20 protein-coding genes are annotated in these 18980 nt (G+C 71.0%); 8 read left to right on the top strand and 12 right to left on the bottom strand.

The genetic code is table 11. The annotated features are described in order from the left end of the window. Nucleotides 1–46: 46 nt before the first annotated feature. The 4 genes from mctP to nagB form a co-directional block, all read right to left on the bottom strand. Nucleotides 47–1696, bottom strand: a complete 1650-nt coding sequence (gene mctP / locus ACIF80_RS01055) for a monocarboxylate uptake permease MctP (RefSeq protein ID WP_399797751.1) — start codon at nucleotides 1694–1696, stop codon at nucleotides 47–49. Further along, nucleotides 1693–1959 carry a DUF3311 domain-containing protein gene (locus ACIF80_RS01050; RefSeq protein WP_399797749.1) on the bottom strand — a complete coding sequence of 89 codons (267 nt, stop codon included), beginning with the start codon at nucleotides 1957–1959 and terminating at the stop codon, nucleotides 1693–1695. The genes mctP and ACIF80_RS01050 overlap by 4 nt, the downstream gene beginning before the upstream one ends. Before the next feature lie 266 nt (nucleotides 1960–2225). Continuing rightward, a complete protein-coding gene (locus ACIF80_RS01045; RefSeq protein ID WP_399797747.1) occupies nucleotides 2226–2990 on the bottom strand; it encodes a GntR family transcriptional regulator in 765 nt (254 codons plus the stop codon). A gap of 237 nt (nucleotides 2991–3227) precedes the next feature. Further along, on the bottom strand, nucleotides 3228–4013 hold the full coding sequence (gene nagB, locus ACIF80_RS01040; protein ID WP_399799351.1) for a glucosamine-6-phosphate deaminase: 786 nt from the start codon (nucleotides 4011–4013) through the stop codon (nucleotides 3228–3230). A gap of 634 nt (nucleotides 4014–4647) precedes the next feature. Between nagB and ACIF80_RS01035 the strand changes: the two genes are divergently transcribed. Beyond that, nucleotides 4648–6123 (top strand): PAS domain-containing sensor histidine kinase, encoded by a 1476-nt coding sequence (locus tag ACIF80_RS01035; RefSeq protein ID WP_399797744.1) that lies wholly within the window; start codon nucleotides 4648–4650, stop codon nucleotides 6121–6123. A 245-nt stretch (nucleotides 6124–6368) separates the two neighbouring features. Here ACIF80_RS01035 and ACIF80_RS01030 read toward each other — a convergent pair whose 3' ends face one another. Then, the gene (locus ACIF80_RS01030) at nucleotides 6369–6626 is read right to left on the bottom strand and encodes a WhiB family transcriptional regulator (protein ID WP_030219886.1); all 258 of its coding nucleotides are present in this window, start codon (nucleotides 6624–6626) and stop codon (nucleotides 6369–6371) included. Between the two features lie 319 nt (nucleotides 6627–6945). Continuing rightward, a complete protein-coding gene (locus ACIF80_RS01025; protein WP_399797741.1) occupies nucleotides 6946–7914 on the bottom strand; it encodes a diacylglycerol/lipid kinase family protein in 969 nt (322 codons plus the stop codon). A gap of 59 nt (nucleotides 7915–7973) precedes the next feature. Between ACIF80_RS01025 and ACIF80_RS01020 the strand changes: the two genes are divergently transcribed. Then, nucleotides 7974–8417 (top strand): hypothetical protein, encoded by a 444-nt coding sequence (locus tag ACIF80_RS01020; RefSeq protein ID WP_399797739.1) that lies wholly within the window; start codon nucleotides 7974–7976, stop codon nucleotides 8415–8417. A gap of 49 nt (nucleotides 8418–8466) precedes the next feature. Here ACIF80_RS01020 and ACIF80_RS01015 read toward each other — a convergent pair whose 3' ends face one another. The 5 genes from ACIF80_RS01015 to ACIF80_RS00995 form a co-directional block, all read right to left on the bottom strand. After that, entirely contained in the window at nucleotides 8467–9609 is a 1143-nt protein-coding gene (locus ACIF80_RS01015; protein ID WP_399797736.1) for an RNA polymerase sigma factor SigF, read from the bottom strand. Nucleotides 9610–9626: 17 nt separating this feature from the next. Beyond that, the gene (locus ACIF80_RS01010) at nucleotides 9627–10040 is read right to left on the bottom strand and encodes an anti-sigma regulatory factor (RefSeq protein ID WP_004925829.1); all 414 of its coding nucleotides are present in this window, start codon (nucleotides 10038–10040) and stop codon (nucleotides 9627–9629) included. Between the two features lie 301 nt (nucleotides 10041–10341). Continuing rightward, complete coding sequence (locus ACIF80_RS01005) at nucleotides 10342–11280, bottom strand: 1-aminocyclopropane-1-carboxylate deaminase/D-cysteine desulfhydrase (RefSeq protein ID WP_399799348.1); 939 nt, start codon at nucleotides 11278–11280, stop codon at nucleotides 10342–10344. 247 nt (nucleotides 11281–11527) lie between these two features. After that, entirely contained in the window at nucleotides 11528–12010 is a 483-nt protein-coding gene (locus ACIF80_RS01000) for a DUF6010 family protein (RefSeq protein ID WP_399797733.1), read from the bottom strand. 173 nt (nucleotides 12011–12183) lie between these two features. Further along, complete coding sequence (locus tag ACIF80_RS00995; protein WP_388437251.1) at nucleotides 12184–12762, bottom strand: N-acetylmuramoyl-L-alanine amidase; 579 nt, start codon at nucleotides 12760–12762, stop codon at nucleotides 12184–12186. 308 nt (nucleotides 12763–13070) lie between these two features. Here ACIF80_RS00995 and ACIF80_RS00990 point away from each other — a divergent pair, with 308 nt between their 5' ends. The 4 genes from ACIF80_RS00990 to ACIF80_RS00975 all read left to right on the top strand — a co-directional run bounded on the left by ACIF80_RS00990 (nucleotide 13071) and on the right by ACIF80_RS00975 (nucleotide 17354). Further along, a complete protein-coding gene (locus ACIF80_RS00990; protein ID WP_399797730.1) occupies nucleotides 13071–14477 on the top strand; it encodes a family 2B encapsulin nanocompartment shell protein in 1407 nt (468 codons plus the stop codon). Between the two features lie 131 nt (nucleotides 14478–14608). Further along, complete coding sequence (locus tag ACIF80_RS00985) at nucleotides 14609–15688, top strand: family 2 encapsulin nanocompartment cargo protein polyprenyl transferase (protein ID WP_399797728.1); 1080 nt, start codon at nucleotides 14609–14611, stop codon at nucleotides 15686–15688. A 262-nt stretch (nucleotides 15689–15950) separates the two neighbouring features. Then, nucleotides 15951–16559 carry a GNAT family N-acetyltransferase gene (locus ACIF80_RS00980; RefSeq protein WP_399797726.1) on the top strand — a complete coding sequence of 203 codons (609 nt, stop codon included), beginning with the start codon at nucleotides 15951–15953 and terminating at the stop codon, nucleotides 16557–16559. Between the two features lie 165 nt (nucleotides 16560–16724). Further along, complete coding sequence (locus tag ACIF80_RS00975) at nucleotides 16725–17354, top strand: hypothetical protein (protein ID WP_399797723.1); 630 nt, start codon at nucleotides 16725–16727, stop codon at nucleotides 17352–17354. Here ACIF80_RS00975 and ACIF80_RS00970 read toward each other — a convergent pair. Then, nucleotides 17345–17986, bottom strand: a complete 642-nt coding sequence (locus ACIF80_RS00970; protein WP_399797720.1) for a TetR/AcrR family transcriptional regulator — start codon at nucleotides 17984–17986, stop codon at nucleotides 17345–17347. The genes ACIF80_RS00975 and ACIF80_RS00970 overlap by 10 nt on opposite strands. A 126-nt stretch (nucleotides 17987–18112) precedes the next feature. Here ACIF80_RS00970 and ACIF80_RS00965 point away from each other — a divergent pair, with 126 nt between their 5' ends. Both ACIF80_RS00965 and ACIF80_RS00960 read left to right on the top strand, forming a co-directional pair. Further along, nucleotides 18113–18697: a dihydrofolate reductase family protein gene (locus ACIF80_RS00965; protein WP_399797719.1), complete on the top strand. Its 585-nt coding sequence runs from the start codon at nucleotides 18113–18115 to the stop codon at nucleotides 18695–18697. A 27-nt stretch (nucleotides 18698–18724) separates the two neighbouring features. Beyond that, complete coding sequence (locus ACIF80_RS00960; RefSeq protein ID WP_399797717.1) at nucleotides 18725–18940, top strand: hypothetical protein; 216 nt, start codon at nucleotides 18725–18727, stop codon at nucleotides 18938–18940. The last annotated feature ends 40 nt before the right edge of the window (nucleotides 18941–18980 follow it).

Here is an 18980-nt window from a genome sequence, read left to right as displayed (position 1 = left end):
GCCGCCGGAGACGTCCGGTGGCCCCTTGCCGTACCCGCGTACCGCGTCAGTGCCTGCCGTCGGCGGCCGCGTCGGCCGTTTCGGCCGTGTCCAGGGGCAGCTCGGTGCTGACGCCCGGATCGCCCGCGTCCGCCGTGTAGTCCTGCGGCCGGGTCTCGTCGAGGCCCTCGGGCGCCTTGACGGCCTTCAGGACGAAGGTCAGGGCGATCGTGACCAGGGCGTTGATCACGAAGGCGGTGAGGCCGATGTAGCCGATCTCGCCGATCCCCGGAATCTCCTCCGAGGAGCCGCCGAAGTGCTTCTGCGTCGGCGAGGCCACCCCGTACGCCGCGACCGTGCCGTAGACCATGCCGACCGCCCAGCCCGCGAGCAGTGCCCAGCGGTGGAACCAGCGGGTGAACAGGCCGCCCACCAGGGCGGGGAAGGTCTGCAGGATCCAGATGCCGCCGAGGAGCTGGAAGTTGATGGCGACCGTCTTGTCCATGGTGAGGACGAAGGCCAGCGCGCCCACCTTCACGAGCAGCGAGACCACCTTGGAGACCTTGGTCTCCTGCGCGGGTGTCGCGTCCGGTTTGATGAAGTCCTTGTAGATGTTGCGGGTGAACAGGTTCGCGGCGGCGATCGACATGATCGCCGCCGGCACCAGCGCCCCGATGCCGATGGCGGCGAAGGCCACGCCGGCGAACCAGTCCGGGAACATGTTCTCGAACAACTGGGGGATCGCCAGCTGCCCGTTGCTGACATCGACCCCGGCCGCGATCGCCATGAAGCCGAGCAGCGCCAGCAGGCCCAGCATCAGCGAGTACAGCGGCAGGATCGTGGTGTTGCGACGGATCACCTCACGGCTGCGCGAGGACAGCGTCGCGGTGATCGAGTGCGGGTACATGAACAGCGCGAGCGCCGAGCCCAACGCCAGCGTGGCGTAAGTCCACTGCCCCGCCTCGCCCGGCACCAGCGAACCGCGCGGCGCGCCCGTGGCCGGGTTGGTCTCGCTGTACGCCTCGCTCGCCCTGGCGAAGATGTCGTCGAAGCCGCCCAGCTTGATCGGGATGTAGATGATCGCCACCGCGATCACGAGGTAGATCAGCGTGTCCTTCACGAACGCGATCAGCGCGGGGGCCCGCAGACCCGACGAGTACGTGTACGCCGCCAGCACACCGAAGGCGATCAGCAGCGGCAGGTCCTTGACGAACCAGTTGGTGTCCTCGCCGCCGCCGACGCCCATCACGTCCAGCACGGCCTGGATGCCGACCAGCTGGAGCGCGATGTACGGCATCGTCGCCAGGATGCCGGTGACCGCCACCGCCAGCGACAGCCCCTTCGAGCCGAACCGGCCGCGTACGAAGTCGGACGTCGTCACATAGCCGTGCTTGTGCGACACCGACCACAGCCGCGGCAGGAAGGTGAAGATCAGCGGGTAGACGAGGATGGTGTACGGCACGGCGAAGAAGCCGGCCGCGCCCGCCGCGTAGATCGCCGCCGGTACGGCCACGAAGGTGTACGCCGTGTACAGGTCGCCGCCGAGCAGGAACCAGGTGACCCAGGTGCCGAACGACCGTCCGCCCAGGCCCCATTCGTCGAGGCTGTTCTCGTTCGCCGCCTTGCGCCAGCGGGCGGCCAGGAAGCCCATCGCCGTGACGAGGACGAAGAAGAAGATGAAGACGGCGAGTGCCACGCCGTTCACGCCGTCGTTCATCGCCCGGCACCGCCCTTCGCCGCCGCGCGGGCACGCTGGTCACGCTGCCACAGCTTGTACGCGATCACCGTCAGGACGGTGGAGACCAGCACCCAGAGCATCTGGTACCAGTAGAAGAACGGGATGCCGATGAAGGTGGGGTCGGTCTTCGCGTACGAGCCGACCCACAGCATGGCCACGAACGGTGCTACGAGACAGACGCCGATGACGACGCGTGCGGGCGTCACCACCGGGCCTCTGCTGGAATCTGGGGCTTGCGACATCGAACGACTCCGTCCCCTCGCTGATCGCCTGCGCTGCGCAATGCGCAGGAAATCTAGGTCAGCGCCGGAGCGGGGCGGAACCCCTCGTGGGGATTGCGTACTTAAACTCCACGGAAGGCTGACTCGAGGGCGGTGGATTCTCCGTCAACCGTCCGGCTTGTGCTGTTCCGCGCACGGCTCGGCACCGCCCCTCCGGGCGCTCCGGGCCGCGGGGTCCGGCTGTGAGGCTCGGCGGTGGGATCCGGCGGCGGGGTCCGGCTTCGGGCTCAGTCCTGCGGGCGCTTCAGCCGGGCCACGAACTTGTACCGGTCGCCCCGGTACACCGAGCGCACCCATTCCACCGGCTGCCCGTCCCGGTCCAGCGAGTGCCGGGAGAGCATCAGCATCGGCAGCCCCACATCGGTGCCGAGCAGGCCGGCCTCGCGCGGAGTGGCCAGGGAGGTCTCGATGGTCTCCTCGGCCTCCGCCAGATGGACGTCGTACACCTCGGCGAGGGCGGTGTAGAGGGAGGTGTACTTGACCAGGCTGCGGCGCAGCGCCGGGAAGCGCTTCGCGCTGAGGTGGGTGGTCTCGATGGCCATCGGCTCGCCGTTCGCCATGCGCAGCCGCTCGATGCGCAGCACCCGTCCGCCGGCGGCGATGTCGAGCAGTGAGGCGAGGCCGTCGTCGGCGGTGATGTAGCCGACGTCCAGCAGCTGCGAGGTGGGCTCCAGGCCCTGCGCACGCATGTCCTCGGTGTACGAGGTGAGTTGCAGCGCCTGTGAGACCTTGGGCTTGGCGACGAAGGTGCCCTTGCCCTGGATGCGCTCCAGACGCCCCTCGACCACCAGCTCCTGGAGCGCCTGGCGCACGGTGGTGCGCGAGGTGTCGAACTCCGCCGCCAGGGTCCGCTCGGGCGGGACCGGAGTACCGGGAGGAGCCGTCTCCGTCATGTCGAGCAGATGCTTCTTCAAGCGGTAGTACTTGGGCACGCGCGCCGTACGGACCGTGGCCCCGCCCTCGTTCTCCGTACTGCTGACGTCGGTGCTCATGCTCTGCCTTCCCGGCTCCGAGTGCCGAACGGCCGACACCCCATCGGCCCCGGCCCACATCGTGGCACGACCGCGGCCGGGGATGTTCCCCCCGTACGCTCCGTGATCCCCTCTGTATACCGCCGAGCCGGGGGTTGGTCTAGTCCACCGCGGCCGCCCGGGGCAGCTGCGGCCCGGAGCGACCCCGGGCGGCCCCGGGGCCGCGGCACGGAGCGAGGAGCGCCCGGGGGCTTCCGGTCAGATCCCCTGCCAGTCCGGCTTGTTGGCGTAGGTGTGCCGGAAGTAGTCCGCGAGCTTGAGCTTGCTCGCGGCGGCCTCGTCGACCACGACCGTGGCGTGCGGGTGCAGCTGCAGGGCGGACGCCGGGCACACCGCGGCCACCGGGCCCTCGACGGTCGCGGCGACCGCGTCCGCCTTGCCCTCGCCGGTGGCGAGCAGGACCAGGTGGCGGGCCTCCAGGATGGTGCCGATGCCCTGGGTGATGACGTGGTGCGGGACCTGGTCGATGTCGTCGTCGAAGAAGCGCGCGTTGTCCACCCGGGTCTGCTCGGTCAGCGTCTTGATCCGGGTGCGCGAGACGAGTGAGGAGCACGGCTCGTTGAACCCGATGTGCCCGTCCGTCCCGATGCCGAGCAGCTGCAGGTCGACGCCGCCGGCCCCGGCCAGCGCCCTGTCGTACGCCTCGCACGCGGCCTGTACGTCCTCGGCCGTGCCGTCGGGGCCCATGAAGGCGTCCATACCGATGCCGAGCGGCTCCAGGACCTCGCGCCGGAGCACCGAGCGGTAGGACTCGGGGTGGTCGGCGGGCAGCCCCACGTACTCGTCGAGCTGGGCGATCCTCGCCCGGGAGGTGTCCACGGCACCGGAGCGCACCTGGGCCGCCAGTGCCTCGTAGACGGGCAGGGGCGTCGAGCCGGTGGCCACGCCGAGCAGGGCGTCGGGGGTGCGCCGCAGGAGATCGGCCATGGCCCCGGCGATGAGCGCGCCGCCGGCCTTGGCGTCCGGAACGATGACAACTTCCACGCTGAGCCTGCCGTTCTGGGAGGGGACTCGTCTGGGGCCGGCCCCGGAGGGGAGCGGGGCAGCCATGTGGTTTAGACCAATCTCAATCTAACAGAGCGGGGGGTCCGCTCCCAGGCGAAGGGCGGCGGCGTTTCCCGCGGGAGTCCGCTCCCCGTCCTCTCCTCAGCATCCCAGTGCGGGACGGCCGCGGCCCGTCAACCGAAATGACCATGGAATTCCGTTCCCTGACGCACGCTTGCGGGATAGGGTGCGTGGCGGACGCCCGTATGTCCGCTCGGCCGTTGTCCCGCTCGGCCGTCGTCCCGGCGGTCGCGTGAGCACGCGATCGCGTGCTCGCGAAAAAGACAACAATGAACAGTCTCCGACACATGGACACGGGTAGTGGTCTAGTCCACAATGCGTAACAGTGCAGCGCACGCAAGCCTGCCTTCCCCGCACAGGAAGGCGGACCGAGGACCCGGAGCTCTCTGCCCTGACTGCCCCGGATCCTCATCCCTCGGCCGAACGGGACCGCACACCCCGTGGCCGATGTCGCTCCGGGCTGCGGTGCCGGGAGGGCTGAGGGTCCCTCTCAGGCGCCGCGGCCCGCGGGTGCTTCCGGGGGAGGGCGCGACGTCCCGGTACGCTCGCTGACGTGCCCTCCATGAACGAACTCGTACACCAGCACACCGCTCTCGACGACTCCGATCTCGAGTGGCTTCATCTGCTGGTCTCGGAGTGGCAGCTGCTCTCCGACCTCTCCTTCGCCGACCTGGTCCTGTGGGTCCCCACCCGCGACGGCACCCGCTATGTCTCCGTCGCGCAGATGCGGCCCAACACCGGCCCGACCTCGTACCAGGACGACATGGTCGGCCATCTCGTCCCGCGCGGCCGCCGCCCCATGCTGGACGCGGCCCTGGACGAGGGGCGGATCGTGCGCGAGGGCGACCCGGAGTGGCGCGAGGAGGTCCCGGTCCGCGTCGAGTCCATTCCCGTACGGCGGGAGGGCCGCGTACTCGGGGTCATCGCGCGCAACACCAACCTGCTCACCGTGCGTACTCCCAGCCGGCTGGAGCTCACCTACCTCCAGAGCGCCTCCGACCTCGCCCAGATGATCGCGGCCGGTGCCTTCCCGTTCGCGAACCAGCAGCTCGACATGGACGCGCTGCCCCGGGTGGGGGACGGGCTGATCCGGCTCGACGCCGAGGGGATCGTCCAGTACGCCTCCCCGAACGCCCTGTCCGCCTACCACCGGATGGGCCTGGCGTCCGACCTGGTCGGCCACCACCTCGGCCGGACCACCGCCGAACTGGCACCTTCCCGCGGGCCGGTGGACGAGGCGCTGGCGAAGGTCGCCAGCGGCTGGGCGCCGCGCGAGTTCGAGATCGAGGCGCCGGGCGGGGTGATCCAGTTCCGGGCGATCCCGCTCAAGCCGAAGGGAACCCGCATCGGTTCGCTGGTCCTGCTCCGGGACGTCACCGAACTTCGCCGCCGTGAACGGGAGCTGATCACCAAGGACGCGACCATCCGGGAGATCCACCACCGGGTGAAGAACAACCTCCAGACGGTGGCGGCACTATTGCGCCTCCAGGCCCGGCGGATCGGCTCCGAGCGCGGCCGCGCAGCGCTGGAGGAGGCGGTGCGCCGGGTCGGTTCCATCGCGATCGTGCACGAGACGCTCTCCCAGAACCTGGACGAGCGGGTGGAGTTCGACGAGATCGCCGACCGTGTCCTGGCGATGGTCGCCGAGATCTCGCCGGGCAAGGTCACCGGCCGGCGCACCGGCCGCTTCGGCATACTCGACGCGGAGGTCGCCACCCCGCTGTCGATGGTGCTGACGGAGGTCCTGCAGAACGCCCTGGAGCACGGCTTCCGCGAGGGTGACATCGGCACGGTCGAGGTGACCGCGGTCCGCGGCGGCACCACCAAGGAGGCCCGCCTGCTGGTCACCGTCCAGGACGACGGCGTCGGCCTGCCCGAGGACTTCGACCCGCACACCGGCGGCAACCTGGGGCTGCACATCGTACGGACCCTGGTGGAGGGCGAGTTGGGCGGCACTTTCGACATGGTGCCGGCCCCGGACGGGGGGACGCGGGTGATCCTGGACGTGCCGGTGGCCATGGACAAGTGACGACGAGTGACGTGCGCCGGTGACGCGGGCCGGTGACGTGGCCGGCCCCTGATGTGGGAGCGCAGCGAAAAGCCCCGGACGGTTACCCCGTCCGGGGCTCTTGCTTGACTGATGGGTTCCCCTCCGGCTCGAGATGAGCCGGGACTCGGGGGAGCACCGGGGAACTGCGTGCTGCGGCTCGGGGGCGGGAGAAGCGTACGCGCTGTACGCGCCGCCAAGCTCAGGCTGTCAGCAGGGGTGGGTTGTCAGGCGGAGGCCTGACGGGCCCGGTTGCGGGCGGCGCGGCGCTTCATTGCGCGGCGCTCGTCCTCGCTGAGACCACCCCAGACGCCGGAGTCCTGACCGGACTCGAGTGCCCACTGAAGGCAGCTCTCGATCACCGGGCAGCGACGGCAGACGGCCTTGGCTTCCTCGATCTGCAGCAGCGCAGGACCGGTGTTGCCGATGGGGAAGAAGAGCTCGGGGTCTTCCTCGCGGCAAACGGCGTTGTGACGCCAGTCCATGGCTGCTACCTCTCCTTGGTATGAACTACATGTGGCTTGTGAATGTGAACGCTTTCACGAATCCCCCAACAAGTGAAGGGCCGAACGCCAGGTTCCCTGGCGTGGTCCTTGGGTTTGAAGAGGGGTTCCGGTGATCTGTGGAGGCCGGTGTTGCGGGCCGTCCCGATCGCCATGTAGAGACTCGCAAACCTCGGCGGCGGATACAACCCCTTCCGGAAAGTTTTTTTTGATTCATCGGTGTCGACTAGGTCACAGCCGTACTTCCATGGGGTGGATCCTGGCCTAAACGTTCGAGTGAAAGGACTTTGGCCTTTTCCGCTCACACAATCACACGCAGTGCACGGCGAACGCCTGTGAACGTCACGCTGGTTCGCAGTCCGAGGTGGTCGCCGTCCATCTGGAGGGGCAGTGGCACCTTCGAATGCAAGGTGAACTGGGTCAGGTCGTGCCTCGCGGTCACATGCCTGCCCCGGGGTCCGCGCTCGGGGGACGAAGTGAGCAACTGGGTGCCATACCGGGCAAGGGCGGAGGCGGACAGCCGCTTCAGACCGAAGATGTCGAGGCCGGTATCGAACGAGGCCTTAGGTGACGCGTAGATCGGGCGATTGCCGAGAAACGTCCACGGGGAGGCGTTCGAGACTATGGAGAGCGCCAGATCCCTGACCGGGTCCTCGCCCGGCTGCTCGAGCGTTATCACGCCGTTCCGGCGGTGCGGTTCACCGATCAGCTGACGCACGACCTGACGCATGTACAGCGCGTGAGTGGACTTCTTCCCGCGCTCCCGGTGCTGTTCCACCCGGCCGACCACACCGGCGTCGAAGCCCAGCCCCGCGTTGAAGGTGAACCAGCGGGGCGGCACGCCTTCGTCGTCCGTTCCCGGTGTGCCCGACGTCAGGCCCAGGCCGACGGTGCGTTCGCGGCCCTCGCGCAGGGCGTCCAGCAGGGCGCCGGTGGCCTCCACGGGATGGTTGGGCAGGTCCAGGGCGCGGGCGAAGACGTTGGTGGAGCCGCCGGGGACCACGGCGAAACCGGGCAGGTGCTCCGGATCGGGGCCGGCGTGCAGCAGGCCGTTGACGACCTCGTTGACCGTGCCGTCGCCGCCGAGGGCCACCACCAGGTCGATGTCGTCGCTCTCCGCCGCCTGCCGGCCCAGGTCGCGCGCGTGGCCGCGGTACTCGGTGGTGACCGCCTCCAGCTTCATCTCGCTGGCGAGGGCGTGGATCAGCACATCGCGCGTACGCGCACTTGTGGTGGTTGCCGCCGGATTGACCACGAGAAGTGCACGCATGCGTTGCAGGGTACCTACTGGGTGGTACCGGGGCCCAGGCCGAGGGCTACCCTTCAAGGGTGAGCAGCGAGCAGACCCCCACCACCGCCCCGGCCCCCGCCGGCCCCCGCCCGCGCCGCCTGACGTACGCCGCGGGGCTCGCCGCCCTGGAAGGGCTGGCTCTGCTGGTCGGCGGGGTCTGGATGCTGGTCCTCGGGCTCACAGGACAGCCGGACGACCGGCAGCAGGCCGTCACCGGCGGAGTGACGCTCGCGGTCCTCGCCCTGCTGCCGCTGCTCGCCGCGCGCGGGCTGCTCGGACGCCGCGGCTGGAGCCGCGGCCCGGCCGTCATCACCCAGCTCCTGGCCCTGCCGGTGGCCTACAACCTGCTGCAGTCCGACAGCGTGGCCATCCCGGCGGGGATCGTGCTCGCGGTGGTGGCCGTCACGGCCCTGGTCCTGCTGCTGAACCCCGAGACGACCCGGGCCCTCGGTATCCGGGGGCCCGGAAACACCGAGAAGTAAAACCCCGCGACCCGGGGCGCGGGTCACGGCCCGGACCGCCTTTCGGGGCTCACTCCTCCACGAGCAGCTTCTCCCGCAACTGGGCCAGCGTGCGGGCCAGCAGCCGGGAGACGTGCATCTGGGAGATGCCCACCTCCTGGGCGATCTGCGACTGGGTCATGTTGCCGAAGAAGCGCAGCAGCAGAATCCGCTTCTCGCGCGGAGGCAGGTCCTCGAGCAGCGGCTTCAGCGACTCGCGGTACTCCACGCCCTCCAGCGCCTCGTCCTCCGCGCCCAGGGTGTCCGCGACGGCCGGGGACTCGTCGTCGGTGTCGGGGACGTCCAGGGACAGCGTGGAGTACGCGTTGGCGGACTCCAGGCCCTCCAGGACCTCCTCCTCCGAGATCGCCAGCTTCTCGGCGAGTTCGTGGACGGTGGGGGAGCGGCCGTGCTGCTGCGAGAGCTCGGCCGTCGCCGTCGTCAGCGCCAGCCGCAGCTCCTGCAGCCTGCGGGGGACGCGTACCGCCCAGCCCTTGTCGCGGAAGTGCCGCTTGATCTCGCCGACGACCGTCGGGGTCGCGTACGTCGAGAACTCCACGCCACGGTCCGGGTCGAAGCGGTCGACCGACTTGATCAGACCGATGGTGGCGACCTGGGTCAGGTCGTCCAGCGGCTCCCCGCGGTTGCGGAAGCGGCGCGCGAGGTGCTCGACGAGCGGCAGATGCATGCGGACCAGCCGGTTGCGCAACTCCGCGTACTCCGGAGTGCCGTCCTGCAGGGTGCGCAGCTCGAGGAACAAGGCACGCGCCCCGCTGCGATCCTGCGGGTCGCGCTGCGCGCCGTGCGTGCCCGGGGTGTCCGGGGTGCGCCGGGCGCCCTGCGCGCCCGGCGCCCGCGGCACCTCGCTCTCGGCGTGTCGCTCGTGCTCGTTCATCGTCCCGCCCGTCGCCCTTCCCCGAGCGCTCGCCTCGTCCCCCGCCGTCGGCTCACCACGCGCCCGCTCTCCCCCGTGGCCGGAGGAGGCACCGGGCCGGCCGGCCTCAGGCATGCTCCGCGCGGCGGGGTCGTGCTGCCCGCCGTCCGGAGCACCGGCCACCGCGGAGTCGTCCTCCGGATGCGGCCGGGCCTGTTCCGGGATGGCGTCGATGCCCTCGATGCCGCCGGAGATCCGCTCGGCCGGCAGTTCGCGTGTGCCGCGTTCTTCGTCCCGCACCGGCCCGTCCTCGTTCCTCACGCCGGCCCGGGTCCCGCGCCGCGCTGTTTGTAGAGGCTGATCGAAACGGTTTTGTCCTCGTCCACGGCGGAGGAGACCTTGCCCGCGAGAGCGGACAGCACGGTCCACGCGAAGGTGTCGCGCGAAGGGGCGTGGCCGTCCGTGGTGGGCGCCGAGACGGTGACTTCGAGTGAGTCGTCGACGAGGCGGAAGACACAACTGAGCACCGAACCCGGCACGGCCTGCTGAAGCAGGATCGCGCAGGCCTCGTCGACCGCGATGCGCAGGTCCTCGATCTCGTCGAGGGTGAAGTCCAAACGGGCCGCGAGGCCGGCCGTGGCCGTACGCAGCACCGACAGGTAGGCACCCGCGGCCGGCAGCCGGACTTCCACGAAGTCCTGGGTCGCGGGCTCGCCTGCGATCTGGGACACCCTCACCTCCAAGGTGGTACAAGCATTCAGGATCGGGGTCGCCCCCGGATAACGCGATACGTGGTTCAGCGGTGACGCTACCGCGCTCCGGATGGTCCTGTCCCCGGGACCCCGACCTCATGCTGTCACTCATAGTAAAGCCACGGATACGCTCCGTGGATAGGGGTCTGCGGGCCCGAATGGGAAGAGCGCGCGCCGGATTGACGTACCCAGACGTCAGACGGTCGAACCGTCCGTACCGGAGTCCTCTCGGGGACGTGTCCGGAGGCGCCCGGAAGCCCTTGCCCACAGGCCCGCCCGCTCACGGGAAAGGGCGCCCGGTGACGACGGCCGCGACCGTGCTCCCGCGCGGGAACGCGTTTTCTTCCGCCAGGACGACAAGAGCGTAAAGCAACTTGGCGACATAGACACGTTCGACGGGTACGCCGTGCCGGCGCTCGAAGTCCGCGGCGAACGCGTCGAGTTCCGGGGTGGTCCGGGCGTAACCGCCGAAGTGGAAGCGGTCGTCCAGGCTCCAGTCGCCGCGCGGACCGCCGAACGCCTCGGCCTGCAGTGCCCGTATCCCGCCGGCCAGGAAACCGCCCTTGAGCACCGGAACGCCCAGCGCACGCCCGCCCGGGCCGAGGCCGGAGGCCAGCCCGGCGAGCGTCCCGCCGGTGCCGCACGCCGTCGCGACCACGTCCGCCCGGCCGGCCAGCTCCTCCCCGAGCACCTGGCAGCCGTGCACGGCGAGAGCGTTGCTTCCGCCCTCGGGGACGACGTACGCGTCCTCGGCGCCCGCCTCGCGCAGCACGGCCGCGAGGGTCGCCGGCGCGGTCTTGCCGCGGTAGGTCGCCCGGTCGACGAAGTGCAGCCGCATGCCGTCGGCCACGCACCGGGCCAGCGAGGCGTTGAGGGGGCGGCCGGCGAGTTCCTGGCCGCGCACCACGCCGACCGTGGGCAGTCCCAGCAGCCGTCCGGCGGCGGCGGTGGCCCGCAGATGGTTGGAGTAGGCGCCGCCGAAGGTGAGCACCGTCCGTCCGGCCGCCGCCGACAGGTTCGGCACGAGTTTGCGCCACTTGTTTCCGATCAGCTCCGGATGGATCAGATCGTCCCGCTTCAGTACCAGCCGGACCCCGCGCCGCTCGAACCGTTCGTCCACGATGTCCTGCACCGGTGAGGGCAGCCGCGGGCGCAGACCCGCGAGACCTCCGTGACCGGCGGGGGCGGCGAAGGCTGCGGAGGCCGGGGCGGTGGAGATCGCGGTGGTGGAGGCCACGGGAGTGGAGGCCACGGGGGTGGATACCGCGGAATCGGGGCCGGGACGGGCGCCTGTCGTCGGGCCGGTGTCGGGTTCGGGGGTGTCCGGGCTGGTCACGGGGCCATTGTCGCCCGGCGGGGGGCACGGGGCGCCGGGCGGGTCGGCCGGGTCGGGCCGTGGAGTGAGCATGGCTGGATTTCGCCGTTGCCGACCGGGCTCCGGGCGAACGCGCGGCCGAGGTGCGCCGTCAGCCCGAACTGCCGCTCGGGGCCGGTGCCCCCGTGCCGGGGTGTCCGGCGGGTTCGACGGGCGTGGATCCCCCGGTGCCGGAGCGGTGCCCGCGTCGTCGACGGCGGACGAGGTCGATCAGGGACGGGCCTCCCCGGAGACACCACAGGGCGATCACCGGGTCGCAGATCGCGCAGCCCATCGACGAGGTGGGGGCGAACGGGATGATGGGGCTGCCCTTGAGGTGGTGGACGACGTCCCACGCGGTGTGCAGCAGCCAGCCGACGCCGATGAACGTCCACGAATCCAGGCCGCGGAACGCGACGTAGGCGAGCAGCGCGGTGAAGGCGAACTCCCAGCCGCCCAGGCCGCCCCCGCTGAGATAGGCGGCACCCGCACCGGCGAGCATGACGGCGTTCAGGCGCCGCCGGTGCGGCTCGCGGACGAAGGACATCAGCAGTGCGTAGAGAACACCGATGGCTACGGGTGCGACGTATTGCATGGCGGGGCCTTTACCTGGGACGACCTGCGGTGACTCACCACGCTAGAAGCGCGTGTGCCGCGCCCCCAGGGGGCCGGGCGACAGCTTCCGACGGATTGTCGCCAGGCCGGCCCCGGCCCTCCTCCCGCTCTCCCTCCCGCCCGTCCTCCCGCACGCGCGTGTGCCCGCGTGCCTCACTTGAGCCGGTCGCGGATCCGCTTCCGCATCGACGCCATCGTGAACCCGCGCGGGTCCACCTTTCCGGGCTGCCACTCCAGGTGCCCGATCACCGACCGCTCGTTCCAGCCGTGGCGGCGGCAGACCGCGGCGGCGGCTCTCTCGATGGCCTCCAGCTGCGCCGCGGGCCAGGGATCCTTCCCGTCGCCCAGGTTCTCGCACTCGAAGCCGTAGAAGTGCCGGTTGCCGTCGGTGTTCTGCTCGTTGTCCGCGGGCAGCCCCTTCTCCGCGATCACCGCACGCAGCACGTCGTCGTCGCCCAGGCCGGCGTGGTTGGCGCGGCCGTAGCCGACGAGGTGGACCTTGCCGTCCTTGGTGATGACGCCGTGGCACAGAGGGCCCGGCAGCCCCGAGTAGCCCTTGCGGCACAGGTCCACGGTCCGGGCGCTGCCCCGGGTGACCGTGTGATGGATCATCACGCCGTGCACCGGCCCCCAGGGGCCCTTGTGGTTGCGGTTGTGATCGCGCCAGTCGCCGACCTCGACGACCGTGAGGCCCTCCGCCTTCAGAGAGCTCAGGAACGCGCTCGCGGACATGGGTGGGGCCATGGGCCGCGCCTCCTTCTCGCAGCGCGACGGCTGCCGGTCGCAGCCGTCTCGTACCGGTGCTTGTACCTAAACGGAGCGAACGCAACCAATCGTTCGGTCCCCGTACGGGCCGATCCGGACAATGTTCGACCCCGGGACCGCCGCCGAACGGAATCCCCATGAATGCCCACGCAATTGAAGATCCATTCCCGCTCATTCGGGTAATACCGCAGCCACGTTCCGTGAGGAAGGCTTTGTCGCGGAGACCGACGCCCGGCACGGATGGGCGCCGGTCACAACTGGGAGGGCAATTCTTTATGTCGGTAGGCGAAGAGGTCCGCACCGAGCAGACCCGGCAGCAGCAGAGCCTCGGCACGGCCGCGGCGCGGAACCTGGCCACCACCACCAAGTCCGTACCGCAGATGCAGGAGATCAGCTCGCGCTGGCTGCTGCGCATGCTGCCCTGGGTGGACGTGCAGGGAGGCACGTACCGGGTGAACCGGCGGCTGACGTACGCCGTCGGCGACGGACGCGTGACGTTCGTGAAGACCGGCGACCGCGTCGAGGTCATCCCGGCCGAACTGGGCGAGCTGCCGGCCCTGCGGTCGTACGAGGACGAGGAGGTGCTCTCGGAGCTGGCCTCCCGCTGCCGGCAGCGGGAGATCGAGGCCGGCCAGGTGATCACCTCGTTCGGCAGTCCGGCCGACGAGGTGTTCCTGCTGGCGCACGGCAGGGTCGAGAAGGTCGGCACCGGTCCCTACGGCGCCGACGAATCCCTCGGAGTCCTCGCCGACGGCGCCTACTTCGGCGACCAGGCTCTGCTGGACGAGGGCGCCATCTGGGAATACACCACCCGCACCCTGACCGCCTGCACCGTGCTCGTGCTGCCGCGCGACGCCGTCGAGCAGGTCGCCGAGCGGTCCGAGACGCTGCGTGGGCACCTCCAGCAGCAGCGGTCCATCCCCATCCAGCGCACCAACAAGTACGGCGAGAAGGAGATCGCCCTCGCGGCCGACCACAGCGGGGAGCCGGACATCCCGCACACCTTCGTCGACTACGAGGCCAGGCCCCGCGAGTACGAACTGAGCGTCGCCCAGACCGTGCTGCGCATCCACTCACGCGTGGCCGACCTCTACAACCAGCCCATGAACCAGACGGAGCAGCAGATCAGGCTGACCGTCGAGGCGCTGAAGGAGCGCCAGGAGCACGAACTCGTCAACAACCGCAGCTTCGGCCTGCTGCACAACTGCGAGTACGACCAGCGGATCCAGCCGCACGACGGCGTACCCGGCCCCGACGACCTGGACGAACTGCTCAGCAGGCGGCGCGGCACCAAGCTGCTCCTCGCCCATCCGCGCGCGATCTCCGCCATCGGCCGCGAGCTCAACAAGCGGGGGCTGGTCCCGGAGACCATCGACATGGCCGGCAACCGCATTCCCACCTGGCGGGGCGTGCCCATCTTCCCGTGCAACAAGATCCCGGTCACCGAAGAGCGTACGACCTCCATCATCGCCCTGCGCACCGGCGAGGAGGACCAGGGCGTCATCGGTCTGCGGGCCTCCGGCATCCCCGACGAGATCGAGCCGAGCCTCTCCGTGCGGTTCATGGGCGTCAACGAACAGGCCATCATCAAGTACCTGGTCACGGCCTACTACTCGGCTGCGGTCCTGGTGCCGGACGCGCTCGGCGTCCTGGAGAACGTCGAGATCGGTCGCTGGCGGTGACCTTCCGGGATCTCTCGGCCCGCACGCCGTGTCCCCGCCCACCTGGGCGGGTACACCCCGGGGGTACGCGCGCGACACCGGCGGAAGCGTCACCTCCGGTCATCCTCCGAGACGGGTCCAGAGGTGAGTTCATGACGGAGTCCATGGCCGGGCTCACGACGGAGACGGAGGACGAGCACCCTCCCGCCGAGGGCCATGAGGCGACCGTTCTGCTCGAGCGGGCGCGGGCCGAGGTCGACCCGGTGCTCCGGGCCGCCATCGGCTCGCTGCCCGGCCCGCTGCGCCGGATCGCCCGCTACCACTTCGGCTGGGAGCACGCGGACGGGACCCCGGCCGCCGGCGGTTCCGGCAAGGCGATCCGTCCCGCACTGGTTCTCGCCGCGGCCTCCGCCCTCGGCGGACCCGCGGCACGGGCGACGGCCGTCCGGGCAGCCGCCGCGGTGGAACTGGTGCACAACTTCACGTTGCTGCACGACGACGTGATGGACCGGGACGCCACCCGGCGCCACCGGCCCACCGCATGGACCGTCTTCGGCGATGCCGACGCGATCCTCGCGGGGGACGCTCTCCACGCCCTCGCCCTGCGGCTGCTCGCGGAGGACACGCACCCGTCGGCCCCGGCCGCGGTGGCCCGGCTCGCGGACTGCGTCGTGGAACTGTGCGCGGGGCAGCAGGTGGACACGGCCATGGAAGGACGCGCTCCCGGCGAGGTCGCCCTCGAGGAGACGCTGTCCATGGCCGAGGCGAAAACGGGCGCGCTGCTCGGCTGCGCCTGCGCGCTCGGCGCGCTGTACGCGGACGCCGGGGCGGCGGACGTGGCGGCACTGGACGCGTTCGGCCGTGAGGCGGGGCTGGCCTTCCAGCTGATCGACGACGTGATCGGCATATGGGGAGATCCGCGCCGTACCGGCAAGCCCGCCGGCGCGGATCTGGCCGCCCGCAAGAAGTCCCTGCCGGTGGTCGCCGCGCTCACCTCCGGCACCCCGGCGGCGTCCGAACTCGCCGCGCTGTACGCGGCCCCGCCCGCGGGGGAGGACCTGGAGCACATCGCCCTGACCGTGGAACGGGCGGGCGGCCGCGACTGGGCGCAGGCCCAGGCCGCCGACCGCATGGCCCGGGCGATGCAGGAACTCGCCCGCGCGGTGCCGGACCCGGAGGCGGCGGGCGGCCTGCTGGCCCTCGCCGAGTTCGTGACCCGGCGCACCACCTAGGCGGAGCGGCCCGGGCCGTCGGGCCGGAGGCGTGCGGAACCCCGACCCCGTGCGGCCACCGTGGTTCCGGCCCGGCGGGCCCCGCATCTCCCCAGGGTGTGCGGGGCCCGTCCGCTCTGCGGCGTCTCCTGTCCCTGCCCCTGTCGTGGCAGGGACAGGAGGGCTTTCGACGAGCGGCCGTAGTCGTTCCCCCGTCGGTCATCGTCGTCCCGATAAGGTCAACCCTCGTACGGTAGGCGAGGGTTGAGACGGAGGGACGGACATGGGCGTGGCGATCCGGACGGCTGGGGACGGGGACCGGGAGCTGTTGGTCCGGCTCCTGGACGAGGCGTTCCAGGACGACCCGGTCAGTGGCTGGGTCTTCCCGGGCACGGAGTACCGCCGGACGACGCACCACAGGCTGATGGGAGCCTTCACCGACATCGTGCTCGCCGTGGGACGCATCGACGTCACGGAGGACGGTTCGGCGTGCGCGCTGTGGATGTCGGTGCCGGCGGACGACCACGACGCAGGGGACCCGGCGGACGACGAGGGCCCGGTGCAGGTACGCCAGGCCGTCGACCCGGAGAACGAGCGGGTGGAGGTGATCGGCCGGCTGACGGCGGGTGCCCACCCCACCGGGCGGGCCCACGAGTACCTGTGGATGATCGGCGTGGCGCCCGGCCGGCAGGGCGAGGGTCTCGGCACCGCGCTCATCGGTTCGGTCCTCGACCGCTGCGACCGCGAGGGACTGCCCGCCTATCTGGAGGCGAGCAGTGTGCGCAGCCGCCTGCTGTACGAACGCCTCGGTTTCGCCCCGGCCGGCGAGCCTCTGCAACTCCCGGACGGCCCCCGCATGTGGCCGATGTGGCGCGAACCCCGCACCCCGTGACCGGCCGGCGCCCCGCCCGCGCCCGACCGGGGCCGGATGGGCCCGCCCGCGCCCGCTCGGACCGGTTTCCCGTCCCATCAGGGACGTTCGGCCCTGGCCGCCGGCGTGCGTCCCCGCTTCACTGGCCCTCGCGAGGACCGGTCGGCGAGGACTGTCAGGGGCGAGATGAGCACAACGGCGCGCGACAACGGGGCGGCAGGCGGCCAGGTGCCGGGCGGCGGGGCGGCGGGCAGGGAGGTCGCGGCGGTCGGACATGCCGATCTGACCCCGCGCACACTCGCGCTGGTGGAGTCCGCGTTCCAGGAGCGGCTGGAGCGACTGGGGAAGCGTGTCGAGCCGGGGCCGGTCATGGTGCGCTGCGGTGCGGGAGCACCGCTGGCGTTCGGCCGGGCGGCGAGCGTGTCGGGCCGCCGCCTGATCGTGCTCATCCCCACGCACAACGGCGTCCCCGCCATGCCGCCCCGGCGCGACCGGGTGGCCGCCGGTGAGCTGCTGAACCTCACCGACCAGGCGCGGCTCCTGCCGTACGACCCGAACCACCGGGACTCCTGCGTCGGCGCGGACGAGCGGATGATCGCCACCAGCGGCCTGCTCCTGGCGGCCTGGGACGGTTCCCCTTCCAACGGCCTTGACGCCACCGCCCACTTGGTGACGTACGCCCGAGCCCGGGGCATCCCCGTGGAGATCGTGTGGCCCGCGGGAGCCGAACGGGGGACGGGAGAGACCACGCCTGCCCCCTCCGCCGCGCTCCCGGCCGGAGGGCCCGCGGAACCGCCCGGCGCGCGCTACTCCTGAGTCCGCTCCTCACCCCGTTCCTCCGCGGTCTCGGGCGTCCCGGCCGTCTCCGGCACGATCGTCGCCACGATCCGGTCCACGAGCCCGTCCGGCACGCTCACCCCGGGCAGTACACCGTCCAGGACGCCCGGCAGCGTCAGGTGCTCCAGGATCAGCCCGAGCATGGCCAGGTACAGCACCGCCACCGTCTCGTCGCCGCCCGGAAGCCCGGCGGCCCGCTGGAACTCCATGCCCTCCACGAGGTCGCCGCGGACCGAGGCGGTGTAGGAGGCGAGCAGCCCGGGGCGCCGGGTGGCCTCCAGCCGCATCTCCAGCAAGGCCAGCCAGCCAGTGCGGTCACCGGTCGCACGCGCCATCAGGTCGTGCATGAACGCGGCGACGAGCGAGCGGTCCCGCGGCCGGGTCAGCAGCTCGGCGACGACCGCGGGGTCGGGTGCGAGCCGTATGTGCAGCCGGGAGTCGATCTGGCGCAGCAGGTCGTCCCGTCCGCCGAAGTAGTTGGAGGCGGTGCCCACCGGCACCCCGGCCTGGGCGTCCACCGCGCGGAACGTCAGTCCCCGGGCCCCTTCACGGGCGAGCACCTCGACCCCGGCGTCGACCAGGGCCGTACGGCGTTCAGGGTTGGCGACCATGCGGAATCCCTTTCCTCACTTGTCTCGGTCTCCGGTCCGTGTCCGTAAATCTCTTGCAACCACTACAAGTGAAGTACTACAACTGGAGTGGTTCACGGACGGGGCAGCCTACGGAAAGAGACCGCGTTGCGAAAGCTCACCTACTTCATCGCCTGCTCCATCGACGGCTTCATCGGGGACCCGGAGGGCGACGCGTCGGCGATGATGCGCTTCGTCGACGAGGAGTTCTTCGCGTTCCTCAAAACGGAATACCCGGAGACCCTCCCGACCCACGGCCGCCGCCCGCTCGGCATCGACGACCTGCCGAACCGGCGGTTCGACACGATCGTCCAGGGCCGCGCCAGCTACGGCCTCGCGCTGAAGGAGGGCATCACCAGCCCGTACGCCCACCTGCGCGAGTACGTCGCCTCGCGCACGCTGAAGGAGTCGCCCGACCCGAACGTCGAGATCATCGCCGACGATCCGGTGGGCCGGGTCCGGGAGCTGAAGGCCGAGGACGGCGGGCTCGGCATCTACCTGTGCGGCGGCTCCGTGCTCGCCGGTGAGCTGCTCGACGAGATCGACGAGCTGGTCATCAAGACGTACCCGATCGTGCAGGGCGCCGGCATGCCGATGTTCGGGGCGGGCTTCTCGGTGACGGAGTTCGCCCTCGAGTCGGTGCGTACGTTCAAGAACGGGGTGCTGGTGCGCACGTACAGCAGGAAGCGCTGAACCGGAGCCGGGCCTGCCCGGGGGGTCATGGGCAGCGACGAACCGATCTGTCCCTCCTGCGGACAGCCGGTGGAGACGGTCGTCCGGCGTCACAAGACGCCGGGCGCATGGGTCCCGACCTGGGTCCCAGGACCATGCGGCAACCCGGACTGCGACAGGGCCCCCGGCCGCGAACCCGCCGATTCCCCCCGGCCCGAGCACCCCGGAAGCACGGCCCCCGCACCGGAAGCGGAGCCTGGCTGACCTCCACCGGGCGGGACGGCCCCCGATCACGCGGAACGCG

The organism is Streptomyces sp. NPDC085927, from assembly GCF_044540975.1.
GTDB classification, from domain to species: domain Bacteria; phylum Actinomycetota; class Actinomycetes; order Streptomycetales; family Streptomycetaceae; genus Streptomyces; species Streptomyces hirsutus.
This window is presented reverse-complemented; position numbering and strand designations above follow the sequence as displayed.

Excerpts from the sequence above, each read along its gene's own strand:
- ACIF80_RS00985 (WP_399797728.1), top strand. The coding sequence starts at position 14,609 with ATGACGGAGTCCATGGCCGGGCTCACGACGGAGACGGAGGACGAGCAC.
- ACIF80_RS00990 (WP_399797730.1), top strand. The coding sequence starts at position 13,071 with ATGTCGGTAGGCGAAGAGGTCCGCACCGAGCAGACCCGGCAGCAGCAG.
- ACIF80_RS00980 (WP_399797726.1), top strand. The coding sequence starts at position 15,951 with ATGGGCGTGGCGATCCGGACGGCTGGGGACGGGGACCGGGAGCTGTTG.
- ACIF80_RS00975 (WP_399797723.1), top strand. The coding sequence starts at position 16,725 with ATGAGCACAACGGCGCGCGACAACGGGGCGGCAGGCGGCCAGGTGCCG.
- ACIF80_RS01000 (WP_399797733.1), bottom strand. The coding sequence starts at position 12,010 with ATGCAATACGTCGCACCCGTAGCCATCGGTGTTCTCTACGCACTGCTG.
- ACIF80_RS01045 (WP_399797747.1), bottom strand. The coding sequence starts at position 2,990 with ATGAGCACCGACGTCAGCAGTACGGAGAACGAGGGCGGGGCCACGGTC.
- ACIF80_RS00995 (WP_388437251.1), bottom strand. The coding sequence starts at position 12,762 with ATGTCCGCGAGCGCGTTCCTGAGCTCTCTGAAGGCGGAGGGCCTCACG.
- ACIF80_RS00960 (WP_399797717.1), top strand. The coding sequence starts at position 18,725 with ATGGGCAGCGACGAACCGATCTGTCCCTCCTGCGGACAGCCGGTGGAG.
- ACIF80_RS01050 (WP_399797749.1), bottom strand. The coding sequence starts at position 1,959 with ATGTCGCAAGCCCCAGATTCCAGCAGAGGCCCGGTGGTGACGCCCGCA.
- ACIF80_RS01030 (WP_030219886.1), bottom strand. The coding sequence starts at position 6,626 with ATGGACTGGCGTCACAACGCCGTTTGCCGCGAGGAAGACCCCGAGCTC.
- ACIF80_RS01025 (WP_399797741.1), bottom strand. The coding sequence starts at position 7,914 with ATGCGTGCACTTCTCGTGGTCAATCCGGCGGCAACCACCACAAGTGCG.
- mctP (WP_399797751.1), bottom strand. The coding sequence starts at position 1,696 with ATGAACGACGGCGTGAACGGCGTGGCACTCGCCGTCTTCATCTTCTTC.
- ACIF80_RS00970 (WP_399797720.1), bottom strand. The coding sequence starts at position 17,986 with ATGGTCGCCAACCCTGAACGCCGTACGGCCCTGGTCGACGCCGGGGTC.